This window comes from Acaryochloris marina MBIC11017 (genome assembly GCF_000018105.1).
Taxonomy (GTDB): Bacteria; Cyanobacteriota; Cyanobacteriia; order Thermosynechococcales; family Thermosynechococcaceae; genus Acaryochloris; species Acaryochloris marina.
On record NC_009925.1, the window covers coordinates 5,407,774 to 5,421,681 of the forward strand.

A 13,908-nucleotide genomic window follows, 5' to 3' on the forward strand; every position below is an offset into this window, starting at 1 on the left:
CCAGTAAAGATTCAACAAGCCCTCAGTTATCGACTACTGGGGGCTTTTTACTGCATTAACCCATACCTTCGGGTTTAGCCAAATTGAAGAAGCGGGTCAGTTTCGGCTCAAACAACAGTTTGACTGTCCCTACCGGGCCATTCCGGTGCTTGGCAATATTCAGTTCGCAGATACCTCGCTCAGGGCTATCAGGATCATAGTAGTCATCCCGATAGAGCAGCATAATCAAATCCGCATCCTGCTCAATAGAACCTGATTCCCGCAGATCCGACATTAACGGTCGCTTATTAGTCCGAGACTCCACACCCCGGCTCAACTGAGAGAGAGCAACCACGGGCACATTCAGTTCCCGAGCCAGTCCTTTCAGTGCCCGAGTAATCTTAGAAATTTCTTGCACCCGGCCATCCGAGGCATCACCTCCACCCATCAGCTGGAGATAATCTAAAAGAATCATACCTAAGCCTTCAGGATGTTCTGACTGCAGCCGCCGAGCATTCGATCTCAACTCGGTAATGCTGGGGTTAGGCGCATCATCAATATAAATTGAAAGCTGAGAGAGTTTACCTATGGCTCGGCTTAGGGGTTCCCACTGGGTCTGATTGATGCGTCCAGCCCGCAGGTAGTTACTATCAATCCCCGCTTCTCCAGCCAACATCCGCTGGACGAGCTGCTCTTTGGACATCTCCAAGCTAAAGATGGCAACCCCCAGGTTATGGATTTCACAAATTTGCCGAGCAATTTGTAGGGCTAACGCCGTTTTACCCATGGCAGGACGACCCGCCACAATAATTAAGTCCGACCGCTGGAAGCCTTGGGTCATGGCATCCAGGTCGTAGAAATTACAGGATAAACCGGGTAAAACCTGCCCTAAAGATCGCTGTTCTAAATCAGCGAAGGTACTCGCCAAAATATCTTCTGTGGCGACTAGGCCTTGCCGCACCCGATCTTGCGTGACGTTAAAAATTTGCTGTTCTGCTTCGTCCAAGACCGTTTCTAAGGTCTTGGAGGTGTCGTAGGCCAATTGCATGACCTCCGTCGCCCCTTTGATCAGCTGTCGCCGCAGAAACTTGTCTTTAATCAGGGCGGCATATTGATCGATATTGATAGCGCTGACCGTACGGTCCACTAGCTGGGCTAGCTTACCTTGCCCACCGACTTTATCTAGGAGTTCATGATCCTGTAGCCAAGCAGTGACACACATCAAGTCAGTGGGACTGCCTTGCCCATGCAGATTCAGTGCGGCGCGGTAAATTTCTTGATGAGCGCTGAGATAAAAGGTCTCAGGCCGAAGCAAATCTGCAACTCGGCCAATTGCTTCTGGGTCCAGCAGAATACCCCCCAGAATGGATTCCTCGGCTTCAACATTCTGAGGGGGTAAGCGATCGCTAGCGGGTTGGAAATCTAGCTCGTAAACCATAGGTATGCCAACAGGTAAATCCCTTTAGTTAGAAGATAATCTTACTCGGGAGGTGCCAGCACCCTAGCATTTATTCAGGAACAACTTCCACTTTGACGGTAGCAATGACTTCTGGGTGGAGCTTAATATCCACGGAGTAGGTTCCCAGCTTGCGGATATCAGGGATATCAATGCCCCGTTTGTCGATTTCGAAACCGCTGATATTGGCGATAAGTTCGGCAACATCAGGAGAGGTTACCCGACCGAACAGCATATCTTCTTCGCCGGCCTTTTGTTCAATGCGGAAGGTGCCAATGGTTTGAAGGGCGACCTTTTGTTTTGCGGCCTCGTCCTTAATGCCTTCTAGACGCTTGAGTTCTTCGGCTTTGCGATGCTCAATCTGCTTGAGCACGCCAGGAGTAGCTCGGTAAGCGATTCCTTTCGGAATTAAATAGTTGCGGGCATATCCAGGCGCAACTTCAACTAGGTCTCCTGAATAACCCAGTTTTCTAACATCTTCATTCAAAACGAGCTGAACGCGTTTTCCCATGGCCCTAAGTGCGTCGATACATAAATTTCAGTGAAAGCACTTGATCATACCTAACTTAGAGGTGCTTTGGCAATGTCAATTTTCGAGTGCCTAAGAACCGCTGATAGGTAGGGGTCGATAACAGGTGATTTTAAAAATGGTTGCGTAGGTGCAATGTAGATGTGCTAGAATCCAAAGCTGTTGACAAAGTAGGGGTCGGTGCCCGAGTGGTTAATGGGGGCGGACTGTAAATCCGCTGGCTACGCCTACGCTGGTTCAAATCCAGCCCGGCCCATTGTCTTCGATTTGCCCATGTGGCTCAGTGGTAGAGCACACCCTTGGTAAGGGTGAGGTCACCGGTTCAATCCCGGTCATGGGCTTTAACTAGAAAATCGGCAGCATTTCTCTAGAACGTTTCAATCTCATGCGTTGAGGTGAGAATCATCACAATGCAGGACGCTGCTCTTATGAGAGATAATTTCCATCTCTTTAATTTTCTGACATCTATTGATAACAAAGCTAGCATGGCGATATTTAGAATCGTCTTGTTACCGAGTACACCCCACACCCTAATGACATAAATCCTTAGCAGAGAATACTCAAAGGCTGGTGAAGTCTACAACCTGGCTTGTATGAAGGTGATTAAGGCGGGCAGGTTAGCTCTGGCTACCAATGGCATCTCCTCAGTCATAAACAGTTCTGTCAATCTTTTCATACAGACCTAATCAATACATTTTTAATTTTGGCAATCGAGAGGTGATTTTATGAAGCTTAATCAGCTTATTGCTGTCATGCAGTCCGTGAAAAAAAGAGCTGCAGACGAAAAGACAAAGATATACAAACAGATTCAAAAACCTGAGCTATTTCAAGGTTTGTCGCGGACCTACTCACCGAAGGATGAAGAAGGCCACGTCTATCCCCCCGAGTCTCAAAAGGTCACATATAAGGCGGGAGATGCGCTAGAAGCCTTTTCAAGGGCCTGCCAAGATTTATTTGACAGTGCTTTGACCCAAGATGAAGCCAATACCTCAGCAAGGGCCAACATCACCTTGGATGACGGTACAGTAATTGCGTCAGATGTCCCAGTCACATACTTGATGTTCTTAGACAAGCAGTTGACTGATATCAGGACATTTATCAGCCATATCCCGATCTTGCCCATTGATGAAGACTGGGAATATGACTCTAACCGAGGGTTTTATGTCACTCGCCCTCGCGAAACCACTAAGACCAAGAAGGTACAAGAGTTTGTGATCGCTGCCGAGGCAACCGAACATCACCCAGCCCAGGTCAAAGAGGTCACCAACGATGTAGTTGAAGGAACTTGGTCTTTGGTTAAGTTCTCTGGTGCTTTGCCACAGTCAGAACTAGATGAAATGCGACTTCGACTGGATGCACTTCAAAAAGCTGTTATCAAAGCTAGAGAGGAAGCCAATAGCATCGAAATAACTCGAAGAACTATATCGAATAACATTTTTGACTATTTATTTGGGCAGCGTTAGATTGAACAAGAGCATAGATTTAGATTCAGTATCAAAAAAAGTGATTGGATGGTTCAAATCCTCCCTCTCGCATCCTTAAGCGAGAGTATGCTAATGGGTAAAGCAGCTTTTGATACATTAAGGCTAAAAAATTAAACTCAGTTTATTGCTCTAGTCTTAATCTAAAATCCACTCTTGTGAATCAACCAAAGCTCAACAACACATGGGATATACGAGTTCAACTCTCGTCCCGCTCCCCAAATCTTGAGCGGGTAGTTTAATGGCAAAACACCCTTGTATTAAGCTGATTGAGCTTTAATCAGACATAAACTAGTCACAAGTTAATGGCTCTAATGCATTGAACCCCGGCAGGCGGTATTTGCCGGGGTTTGTCTTTAGCCATACTCACATTCAGCGGTGGCATGATGACATGCCATCCCAATCTGGGTTAAGAGCATCTTCGAAACGCGTCCATGAATGCATAATCAAGGGTTAACGATAGTTTCGAACTTAGGTACAAGAAACTCCAAAGTATGCCCCCAATTTCAGTGGCAGCAGCCTAATCAGAACCCGGAAATTCTTAGGAATTGATTACATCGCAAGATACTTATTTTTTACTAAAATTTCTCTTTAAAATATCGACAACCAAACTTTTCAGTTTACACAGCTAAACATAAATAGCGCCACTCTGTACTGCTATTGTCAGTCAAAATTAGTTGATATAGATATTTTCACGAAGTGATAAATTAGCAAAAAAAGCTAGCCACACTTAGAACTAAGCAAACGAGTATTTATTTAGCTACACTCAAAGACAATTGCCATAAAATAGATAATTTTATCTAACTCTGGAAATCCAAGCTAGAGTATTTCTATCTGCTGATTACAACATAATCGTCGTCGCTTCATTCTCATCTAATAGAGATGAGCAACCATATTGAGTAATCTGCGAAAAATCAGCCAAGGAATCCTCTTTAGTTATGATCTGACTAGATGAATAAAAAACCGCCTTGATCACCCCTCCAAACAAAATTCGATCGCCATTCACTAGAGTATGTCTTTGAACACGGCTGCCATTGACAAAGACACCATTAAAGCTCGATTTGCCATCAACCACACCATCAATCAGTTCATATTGATAAGTTCCTTGGCTTAAATCAGATATCTTCTCCACAGTGGCATGGATACGGGAAATCATATCATTGGCTACAACAATATCACTGGATGAATCTCGACCAATGGTGTACTTCCAGTTCATTAATGTGACTATTTTTTTAGGCTTTGTGTTAATAACAAGATAATGATGCTGCTTGAAGTGATGTGTTTGTTGATACATACTATTTCTGTATATGCATATCAAATACCTAAGATCTTTCTTGAGATACTTAATATAATTGTTGTTCTATTACAATAATTTCTAGAGATATTGAACGTGATTTATATCACATTTCCCCGCAAAAACTCTTAAGCCACCAAATATAGTCAGACCTCGCTTAAAAATAATTAATTTTATATTCGTTGTTAGAACTTAAAAAATTACTTAGACTAAAATCGTCAATTCAATATCTATAGAAATTCACCCAATTCTGGCCAAATCATAGTCAGAATTGAGCATGGTAACACTTAAGATAAACTGGCTTAAAAAATAACCCTGCGTAGCTGCATTAACCTTGGCAGTTCATAAAGGAATCAATTTAACCCACAAATGCCAATCAAGAGACATGTCTGTCAATTATGGGCAGATTATCGTTGGGATTCTGACACCATACGTAAAATTTAGCTTTGGTCACTGGCTGTTGGAGGATCAGGCACTTCAGGAGGCGGTACCTTTTGCAGATAAGGTTCAATGGGCACCACAGTTGTCATTTTGTTGAGAATGGCCTCGATTTCGCTCAGGTACTCACATTGAAAGCGATCTTGAGTAGATAAGACTCGCCGTAAAGCATCCACCACAATTTTCTCGCAGGCTTCAGCAGACAATCCCATTTCACTCTGATGCCCAACTATAAAGTGATGTAAGAAATATGCGTATCCTCCCGTCATTAATCCCTGTAGCAGCGTATTTTCTTGCCTAAGGGCTTCTAGTTCTTGTTCAAGATTTTCCATAGTACTTGGTGAGGGAAGGAGACAATTGACATCATGGTCCAATCCAAATTCTTTCATGAAAGCTGCTATGGATACCAGTATCAGTCGGTGATTGAGGATCTCAGGCCAAAATTGTGTTGCTTGTGTCAGTTCTGATTACGATAGATAAGGCATGACGAATGGAATAAAAGATGATCAAACGTTGGTTTGCGATCGCACTATTGTCTCTAATCACTTGGCTAGGCCCCGTCAGTATGGCGGCTCAGGCCCAAGACCTCGCCAAGGCCACCTTTGCGGGCGGTTGTTTCTGGTGTATGGAGAAGCCCTTTGATGTGATTGATGGTGTCGTTTCCACCACATCAGGATATACTGGCGGCAAAAAATTGAATCCTACCTATAAAGAGGTATCGTCCGGAAAAACCGGTCATGCGGAATCCGTACAGGTGGAATATGACCCTAGTAAAGTCAGCTATGAAACCCTACTAGAGGCATTTTGGACCAATGTTGATCCATTGGATGCTGGGGGACAATTTTGCGATCGCGGTGACCAATACCGCACCAATGTCTTCTACCATTCAGACGAGCAAAAAGCCCTCGCCGAAAAATCTAAAGCTGAAATAGATAACTCTGGTAAATTTGCCACGCCCATCGTCACGGAAATTGTCGCCGCTGAGACCTTTTATCCTGCAGAAGACTATCACCAAAACTATTACCAAACCAACTCTAATTGGTATCGCTTTTACCGGTACAGCTGTGGCCGAGATCAGCGACTCGCTAAACTCTGGGGAGAAGAAAATAGCTAATCCAAATTCCCCTATCGAAGCAAGCTAGACATCTGCAGTCAGTCCAAGAAATTCAGAGAATCGTGCATAGGTTGTATCGATACTCCTATCGATCTCACTCCGTCTTTCCACAAAGGTGAAGGAAGCTGTTTCACTCGACTTCTGGATAAAATTCACTTGAATATGCGAGTAAGTATTTTTACCAATCGGAAACCAACCAGATTTTTCTACCTGAATCACTTCACACCTAGCAATATCCTGTAAGTTGCCTTCTACTTTTTGGCGACGGAGGTAGCTGTTCTGTTCAATGACATATTGATCTTGAGCTTTATCAAAATGGCATCGCAGAACCTTTCCCTGCAGAAGCCAAAGCCAGAATCCTAACACCGCCATCAGACATCGAACCGGGATAAACGCCTGATGATTGAAAAAGTCATATCCACTGGAATCAGCCCAGAACAAATTGGAGAAGAAAGGCAACAGCGAGAGCATTAGAATCCACAGTCCAATCCCACGCCCGGGGAAAGAAACATCTGCATCCAGAATCAGGACTTGATCGTCTTTTTCAGTGACCCATAAGCCCACACGGGTGCTCACTTGACGCATAAATGCCGCTTGGATATTACCCATTTGGTCTGAGAACATGAATAACTTTAATTTTTATCCTCGCCATTCCAAGGATGCCCGATCGTCAGAACAGGACAGACATGAGACAAAATCGAGTTTAGCTCTATCAGACTTCTGAGCTATCCTCTTCGTCAAAAATAAGCGGAGCAATCTGCTCTGGATTGTCTTGGAGCAACGTCGCCAACAGAAAACTAGCAATGGTCCAGGTTTGATATTTCCGCGAAGATTTACCAACCAAACGTCCATTCTTACCGTCATAATATTCAGGCCATTCGTCTTCTTCAAAGCGGTAGGACGCAGTCATCCAAGCCTGTTCACCTAATTTTTGGCGTTTGGTTTTAATGGCAGCCGCCATCAACATCCACAGCAAAACGGGCCAGCTGCCACCATTGTGATAGGACCAGGGGGTATTTTTAGGATCCGAACCCGTCGTAATCCGCCACTCTAACCCTTCTACCGCCGGAAAACAGATTTTCATGGGCATCCGCCCGACTAAATCGTCCCACTGTAGCTCAATTAAATCCATAATTTGTTGACTCTGAGTCGAATCAGCCAGAGAAGTGATGATCGCCATTAAATTTCCCAAGGCAAAGAAGCGAAAATCCATTCGACTAGGGCCAAGGTTTCCAGCCAAATACCCTGCCCAGTCTGGCATCCATTCCGTTAGCCAGTAGGGGATGGAATCAGGATAAATATTGAACTTATTCATCACTGACTCCCCAAATTGATCTCCCTTATAGCGGTGAATTTCATTGAGTTTGTCTAGATCCAGCCAATAGTAGTGGCGCACCCGAAACCTCAGCGCCTTCAAGCGTTCATCAATTTTTCGAATCCAGGCCGCTCCTTCTGAAGTGGGTGTCAACAACTCCCTTGCCGATCGCAATGCCCCGTAAAACAACGCTTGGATTTCCAACGGATGGCCATCAATCCCCATGCGGCGATCAATCATACAGGCCGCATCAGGCACCAACAAAGTGGGGGACATCTCAAACTGCGGACTGAGACAAAGCTTGAGAATCAGGTGCAACCCTTCCTGAAAATCAGATCCCTCCGCTAAAGCAGTATCTCCAGACGCTTTCCCATACGCCCGCAGGACAATAATCCACCACAAACACGAATCAATCGGTGTTACTCGACCAATCGCATGGTCGCCAAAGTCAGCCGTGAGATATTGACGATCTGCGTCCGATTGCACCTTAAAGCTGGCAGGCATCAGTCCCAGAGGAACCTCAAAGCCATCCACACGCCGAACCTGCTTTTGTAACCCTAAGGTCTCCACCAAAAAGTTTTTAACAATATCATGTCGTTTCTGCAGCAAAAAGACGAAGGCGGAAGGGACAAAATCCCGCACAAAGCACTGATCGTAATTCAGGGCATCCGCTTCTGGATCCTGAGCAGCAATCGTGCCCACGGGGCGTTCCTGATAGTAGATAATGGCAGACTCATGCAGCTTTTCTGCCAATTGGAGAATCGGTAATTCAGACATCATGCCCCTCTGTTCTTGATGGGAACATGGTTCCAAAGCGAATGCTCCCGTTGGATAGTACTCAGGATACCCATCGAGCCGGAAGGATTATAATAGTCGAGTAAAGAGCAGCTAAAGACAGTTTTTCAGCGCTTGCTGCAGTTCTTTGGCACTTTGGAACCGATGATCCGGATGGGGATGGGTTACTTTTTCAATAATGGCTTTAATCTGAGTGGGAATGCTGAGGATATTGGCCAATTCAATCCGATAGCCATGGCCCAGATTTTTGTAGAACTGCAATGGACTTTGCCCAGTAATCAAAAACAAAAGCGTCGCACCAATGCCATAGAGATCCGATTGAATGGTAGGACGGCCTAAGCCCTGTTCTGGAGCACTGTAACCCTCAACGGCAATCCGGGTTCCAGGGACGAGGCTTGCTTCTTTAACCGCACCAAAATCAATAATGAAAACTTGGCTATCTCGATTCCGAACCAAAATATTACCGGGTTTCAAATCTCGATGAATAATCGGTGGGTCATGATGATGAATATAGTCCAAAATGTCACAGGCCTGAATCATCCATTGCAGCACTTGATGTGGTGGCAATGGGCCACGTTGGTTCACCCACCGATCTAAATCTTGGCCATGAATCAGCTCCATCACCAGGTATTGCTTTTCATTCTCGGTAAAAAAATCGTACAAGCGGGGAATACCAGCATGCTGCAAGGATCTCAACATCCGCGCTTCCCGTTTGAATAATTCCTGTGCTTTAGGAATTTTTTCCATATCGGCATTCATTTCCTTGAGCACCTGAAGCTGTGGTTTTCTACTCTTATCATCCAGGTGCCGCACCAAGAATGTAGTTCCCATGCCCCCCATACCAATGACCTTCAACACTTCGTAAGGACCAATTGTCTGGAGAACATTCAGAGATTGACCACAATGTACGCAAAAAAGGTTGCCAGGTAAATTCCCAAAATGGGAGCAGGAAGAACTCTGAGAGCGAGTGGTTGCGGATTGACGTTTGGCTTCAATCTCGTGGGGAAGTTGCTGCTGAAATCTCAAAATCGGGCCTGTCAATCCTAGCTGAATAATCGTGTCATTTTTAATTTCTGTCTGGTTCGTCAGCTTCCCGTTTACGAACGTTCCATTACTGCCCAGACTCTTGATTTGCCAGGTAAAGGAGGACTCTATGTGTTTGATCAGGTGCAGTTCAAGGTGATAACGAGACACCAGTATGTCTCTGAGAACAATGTGATTATCGGAAGAACGGCCAATATTAATTTGCTTAGACGTGGTGAAGAGCCATTGTCTGATAGGAGCCTTATTAGTGGGATCAAGAAGGGTTAATGTAACCACATTGCAAAATTAATCAGTCAAGGATTATGAGTAGGGTCCCGTTAATAGGTCTGGGAAGATCGCTGAGGTTGGACTCTCATCAGGATGGCAATGACCGTTATATTGTCGTGACCATTATGTTCGTTAGCCAGCATTACTAGCTCATTGACCCCTTGTTGCAAGGTAACTTGAGAGTTAAGCATGGGCAATAAGTATTGGTCACAGTGGACTTCCAGTAGGTGATTATCGGTTAATCCATCGGAACAAATCAACAATAAAGTATCTTCGGATGCTGTTAAGAGCTGGATATCTGGCTCTAATGCCTCATTCTCTCTAGGTCCTAAGGCTTGAGTGAGTTGATAGGCATCTGGCCGGGCATAGGCCACTGCAGGATCGGTGCCTCGTTGAATCTCTCGTTGCCCCACCTCATGGTCCACGGTGATTTGCTCTAATCCGGATTGATGGGTCAAGCGATATAAACGACTATCACCGACATGAGCAATTTGAATATGCGTATCTTGCACCAGCGCCATCACTAAGGTGGTGCCCATCCGATTATTCCCCGCCTTCTCCTCATTCAGCTGAAAAAGAGCATGGTTCGCTGCATAAATGGCGTCCTTCACAATCGCAGTATCAGGGAATTCAGTCTGCCAATGGGCTTGAAAATATTGCGTTAGGGTCTCCGTGGCCAAAGAACTCGCAATCTCTCCCCCCGCATGTCCACCCATACCATCACAGAGGATATAGAGGCCTTGACCAGACACATGATTCTGATGGGGATTACAAATTTGTTGCAGTCGCTGATCAATCGCAAAATAATCTTCATTATGATGTCGATCTCGACCATCATCGGTTTGGCCTGCCGCCGCCAAATGAACCAACTGATTGGGTAGGATCAGGGTTGGCGCAGCACCAGTTTCAGCCCCTGAAGACTGGTGAGCCTGGGTGTGAGTTATAGAGGGCTGGAGGCTAGGCAGGCGCTGACTTAATTCATTTAAGTATTCCAGCAGCTCTGCTTGGGTAACATTTTCAGCCGATTGCAAATTATCCAACAAGGGCTGAAATTGCTCTAAAAGAGAAGCTCCTAATCCTTGCAATAAATCTAACCAGACATATCTTAAATCGTCCCAGGTCGGGGATTGGATGGAGGTACTCCCCTTTTCGGACTTGCCGGGCCAGAACTGACCGGGTTCAAATAGGAGTTGCTGAAGGCACAGGATTTGTCCCTGATCGACTTTCAAATTTTCTTTGTTGAGAACACTAGGCAAGCATTGCCAGGGTGCACAAACGACTGCAAAGTTCAGGGTTTGCTCTAACCAGTACAGAATTTGAGTGGGACTCGCCTGCCCCTCGGCAATGACTTCCTTTAATGAGGGTAAGTCAGCGCGGTTCTCTAATAAGATGACCGCCTGTTGTTCTGACTGCCAAGCATCATGAACATGAGGAAGTAGGAGAGGAAACTGTTGCCTCAAGGCTAAGTAAGGCTCTAGAACGATTGGGAAAGGTAAAGGCTGCGCTTCCAAAAAACCCTTAATCGTTTCTGGTTGCCCCATGTCAGCGGGATTGATGGTTCCCTCTAGTTGGTTCAGCATGATCGCAAGAGGAGAAACCTGCAGTGGCTGCGTATCTAGAATCGTGAGTTCGAGATTGCCATTCTCTGCCAGTTTCGGGTCTTGAGGCACCATTGATGCCAATAGCTGATATCGAGGGTTCTGATCCAAAAAACTCTGGATAGCAGGAGACAGAGATGGAATCTTTGAGTCACTCGACTGCTGTAACACTGCTGTCGAGGAACCAGAGGAACTGAGTTCCACAGTATCTATTTCTCCATCAGACTGATCACCCACTAAGCGTTCAATTGAGTCTAATAGCTCTTCTGTTGAAGGCTCCTCATCCAAAAGGGCAACAGATTCTCCCATAGGAATCGTCTCGACTGCAGACAGCTCTGCCATGGTGGGGGATGGGTCGAGGTTAGGCAGTGGGGTAATTAGCGTCCACCAGATTGTGCCGGTTAAATGATCACATTGGGGACAGTGAGTCACCTCAAAATCTACTAAATGTCCACAATTTGCACAGTGTTTTTGAGTCAGGGAAGTGCCACATTGTTGACAGAAACGATGATCGTCAATGTTGTGATAATTACACTGGGGACATTTAATCATCCGTAAAAAATTAGTTTGCCTAGAATGGCGGACAGTAACTATGGCAATGGTAACTAGTAATTAGAGGCTTGCACTCCGCTAAATTACGGAAGTTATTGTTACATTTGCTGTGACAAAATATAGCCTGTTATTGAGTGATCCCACTATACAACTCACAATTATCTTCAACTGTAGATTGAAATTTGAAATGTTTTTGAGTGTGCCGACGAATCGGGTTTGGTCTCTTGGGCTAGAGACGAGATACATGGGTCAGGAATTGGAGTTGTTCGATTTCTGCGGGGGATAGGTGGCGCCATTGGCCTGGCTGAAGATCCTGGAGTTGCAAATGTGCGATCGCAACCCGTACCAAACGTAAGGTCGGGAACCCCACAGCAGCCGTCATCCGACGAACCTGTCGGTTTCGGCCCTCATAGAGCGTCATTGTCATCCATGCCGTGGGGATATGCTTGCGAAAACGGACTGGTGGAGTCCGAGGGGGTAATAGGGGTGGCTCAGATAACAGTGAGGCTTGAGTCGGCCGCGTTCGATAGTTTCGGATCGTGACCCCCTGCTTAAGCTTTTGTAACGCAATCTGATCGGGAATGTTCTCCACCTGAACCCAATAAGTCCGGGGATGTCCAAATTTAGGATTACATAACTGATGCTGAAGACCACCATGATTGGACAGCAAGAGTAACCCTTCACTATCCCTATCCAATCGCCCAACCGGATAAATATCTGGGATCGGAATAAACTCTTTTAACGTTGGATGCGACGTTTCTTGTCGATCCGTAAACTGGCTAAGGACCCCGTAGGGCTTATAGAACAAGATATGTTGCCAAGCCATTGCTGTCCGTTAGATTTCAATTTCACTGAATACATCTGACATTCCCTATAGGTATAGAACATCAGCGCTCGTTTCCAAACACCTCAAGTTATGGCATGAGCCCAGACCATTTCTAGGCTCCTTCAGTAAAGCTTAGTGACAGGTATAGTCTTGAGACCACCATTTATATCGTGCAAATACATCTCCTCACCCTAGAAATCACTTAGGATAGGCTGGTGATTAACGCGTCTCAAAGGCCATAGATGGATCTGCTTCGCTCTCTTCCCCTGGGGCTCTACCTGGAACAACCCCGAACTTGGTTACATCGGCTTGATCCTAGAGTAAAACTAGCTTGGCTGATGATGTTTCTGCTCACCCCATTGCTGGCAGATTTACCCTGGCGGTTTGGCTTAGTCTTGGGACTGATTCTCCTAACCATTTCAGCAACCATTCCATTACGGGTCTGGCGCAAGCAAATTGGCTGGTTATTGTTGTTATGCCTATTAGTTTGCAGTATTACCACCCTAATGCCTGATGGCTTAGCAGTGTCCTATCAACCCAGACTCCCGGAGCAAGAACTCACATTTACACAAGCCCCCACTACTCCCCAAGAAGACTCCCAACCCTGGTATCAACCCCTGATCTTCTGGCAGGGTTCAGAAGACAATCTTTCTACCCCCCTCCCTCAGCCCACAACCTATCAATATGTCCTCTTTCATCGTGGCCCCGTCAGAATCACTCGTCGTTCCTTAGAATTGGGGTTACGGTTGGGGACTTGGCTATTCACCTTAATCTATGGAACAACTCTATATCTCTTGACAACGGCCCCGGAAGAAATAACCGTTGCCATTGAAGTTCTATTGCAGCCCTTAAAGCGGTGGCGTATTCCTATCACTGAAGTCACCCTAACCTTAACCTTAGCGCTTCGCTTTATGCCCCTAGTCCTTGAAGAAATTCAAAATTTGATTCGAGCCATTCGTACTCGCGCTATTAATTGGAAAAAACTAGGCGTTCGGGGGGCCTTCCAACTCTGGCTGATGTTAGCGGATCGCCTCATTGAAAATTTGTTTTTACGAGCAGAGCAAGTGGCTAGTGCCATGACCGTACGGGGGTTTACCAGCCCAAACAACCACCAAGTCAGATGGCATCAACTCCGAATTCGGCTAATGGATCAGTTGGCGTTAGTTTTAGTCGTCTTGGTTTGTGGCTTACGGATCTGGGTCGGAACGCTTCCCTAAATC

At 45.7% G+C, this 13,908-nt stretch carries 12 protein-coding genes and 2 tRNA genes; 5 read left to right on the top strand and 9 right to left on the bottom strand.

All coding sequences use genetic code 11. From position 1 onward, the window contains the following. Positions 1 to 55: 55 nt before the first annotated feature. Positions 56 to 1,417: a replicative DNA helicase gene (gene dnaB / locus AM1_RS24200; protein WP_010473005.1), complete on the bottom strand. Its 1,362-nt coding sequence runs from the start codon at positions 1,415 to 1,417 to the stop codon at positions 56 to 58. Positions 1,418 to 1,487: 70 nt separating this feature from the next. Further along, the gene (gene rplI / locus AM1_RS24205; protein WP_010473006.1) at positions 1,488 to 1,946 is read right to left on the bottom strand and encodes a 50S ribosomal protein L9; all 459 of its coding nucleotides are present in this window, start codon (positions 1,944 to 1,946) and stop codon (positions 1,488 to 1,490) included. 192 nt (positions 1,947 to 2,138) lie between these two features. On the opposite strand from rplI, the gene AM1_RS24210 reads away from it, so the two are divergent. The 3 genes from AM1_RS24210 to AM1_RS24220 all read left to right on the top strand — a co-directional run bounded on the left by AM1_RS24210 (position 2,139) and on the right by AM1_RS24220 (position 3,427). Then, positions 2,139 to 2,220, top strand: a tRNA-Tyr gene (locus tag AM1_RS24210). A 13-nt stretch (positions 2,221 to 2,233) separates the two neighbouring features. Next, positions 2,234 to 2,305: transfer RNA gene (locus tag AM1_RS24215), tRNA-Thr, on the top strand. Positions 2,306 to 2,689: 384 nt separating this feature from the next. Next, positions 2,690 to 3,427: a DUF7873 family protein gene (locus tag AM1_RS24220; RefSeq protein ID WP_012165556.1), complete on the top strand. Its 738-nt coding sequence runs from the start codon at positions 2,690 to 2,692 to the stop codon at positions 3,425 to 3,427. Between the two features lie 859 nt (positions 3,428 to 4,286). Here the strand turns inward: AM1_RS24220 and AM1_RS24225 are convergent. Then, positions 4,287 to 4,739, bottom strand: coding sequence for an FHA domain-containing protein (locus AM1_RS24225; RefSeq protein WP_012165557.1), 453 nt, complete (start codon positions 4,737 to 4,739; stop codon positions 4,287 to 4,289). A 440-nt stretch (positions 4,740 to 5,179) separates the two neighbouring features. Continuing rightward, positions 5,180 to 5,509 carry a hypothetical protein gene (locus AM1_RS24230; RefSeq protein WP_238549061.1) on the bottom strand — a complete coding sequence of 110 codons (330 nt, stop codon included), beginning with the start codon at positions 5,507 to 5,509 and terminating at the stop codon, positions 5,180 to 5,182. Positions 5,510 to 5,679: 170 nt separating this feature from the next. Between AM1_RS24230 and msrA the strand changes: the two genes are divergently transcribed. Next, the gene (gene msrA / locus AM1_RS24235) at positions 5,680 to 6,291 is read left to right on the top strand and encodes a peptide-methionine (S)-S-oxide reductase MsrA (protein WP_012165559.1); all 612 of its coding nucleotides are present in this window, start codon (positions 5,680 to 5,682) and stop codon (positions 6,289 to 6,291) included. 24 nt (positions 6,292 to 6,315) lie between these two features. Here the strand turns inward: msrA and AM1_RS24240 are convergent, their stop codons facing one another. The 5 genes from AM1_RS24240 to AM1_RS24260 form a co-directional block, all read right to left on the bottom strand. After that, positions 6,316 to 6,915 carry a hypothetical protein gene (locus AM1_RS24240; RefSeq protein ID WP_041660362.1) on the bottom strand — a complete coding sequence of 200 codons (600 nt, stop codon included), beginning with the start codon at positions 6,913 to 6,915 and terminating at the stop codon, positions 6,316 to 6,318. 88 nt (positions 6,916 to 7,003) lie between these two features. After that, positions 7,004 to 8,383 (bottom strand): glycoside hydrolase 100 family protein, encoded by a 1,380-nt coding sequence (locus AM1_RS24245; RefSeq protein ID WP_012165561.1) that lies wholly within the window; start codon positions 8,381 to 8,383, stop codon positions 7,004 to 7,006. Positions 8,384 to 8,494: 111 nt separating this feature from the next. Continuing rightward, entirely contained in the window at positions 8,495 to 9,721 is a 1,227-nt protein-coding gene (locus AM1_RS24250) for an FHA domain-containing serine/threonine-protein kinase (RefSeq protein ID WP_012165562.1), read from the bottom strand. Positions 9,722 to 9,762: 41 nt separating this feature from the next. Further along, positions 9,763 to 11,862, bottom strand: a complete 2,100-nt coding sequence (locus tag AM1_RS24255) for a serine/threonine phosphatase (RefSeq protein ID WP_012165563.1) — start codon at positions 11,860 to 11,862, stop codon at positions 9,763 to 9,765. A gap of 229 nt (positions 11,863 to 12,091) precedes the next feature. Next, complete coding sequence (locus AM1_RS24260) at positions 12,092 to 12,688, bottom strand: pseudouridine synthase (protein ID WP_012165564.1); 597 nt, start codon at positions 12,686 to 12,688, stop codon at positions 12,092 to 12,094. 242 nt (positions 12,689 to 12,930) lie between these two features. On the opposite strand from AM1_RS24260, the gene AM1_RS24265 reads away from it, so the two are divergent. After that, complete coding sequence (locus tag AM1_RS24265; RefSeq protein WP_012165565.1) at positions 12,931 to 13,905, top strand: energy-coupling factor transporter transmembrane component T family protein; 975 nt, start codon at positions 12,931 to 12,933, stop codon at positions 13,903 to 13,905. Positions 13,906 to 13,908 lie beyond the last annotated feature (3 nt).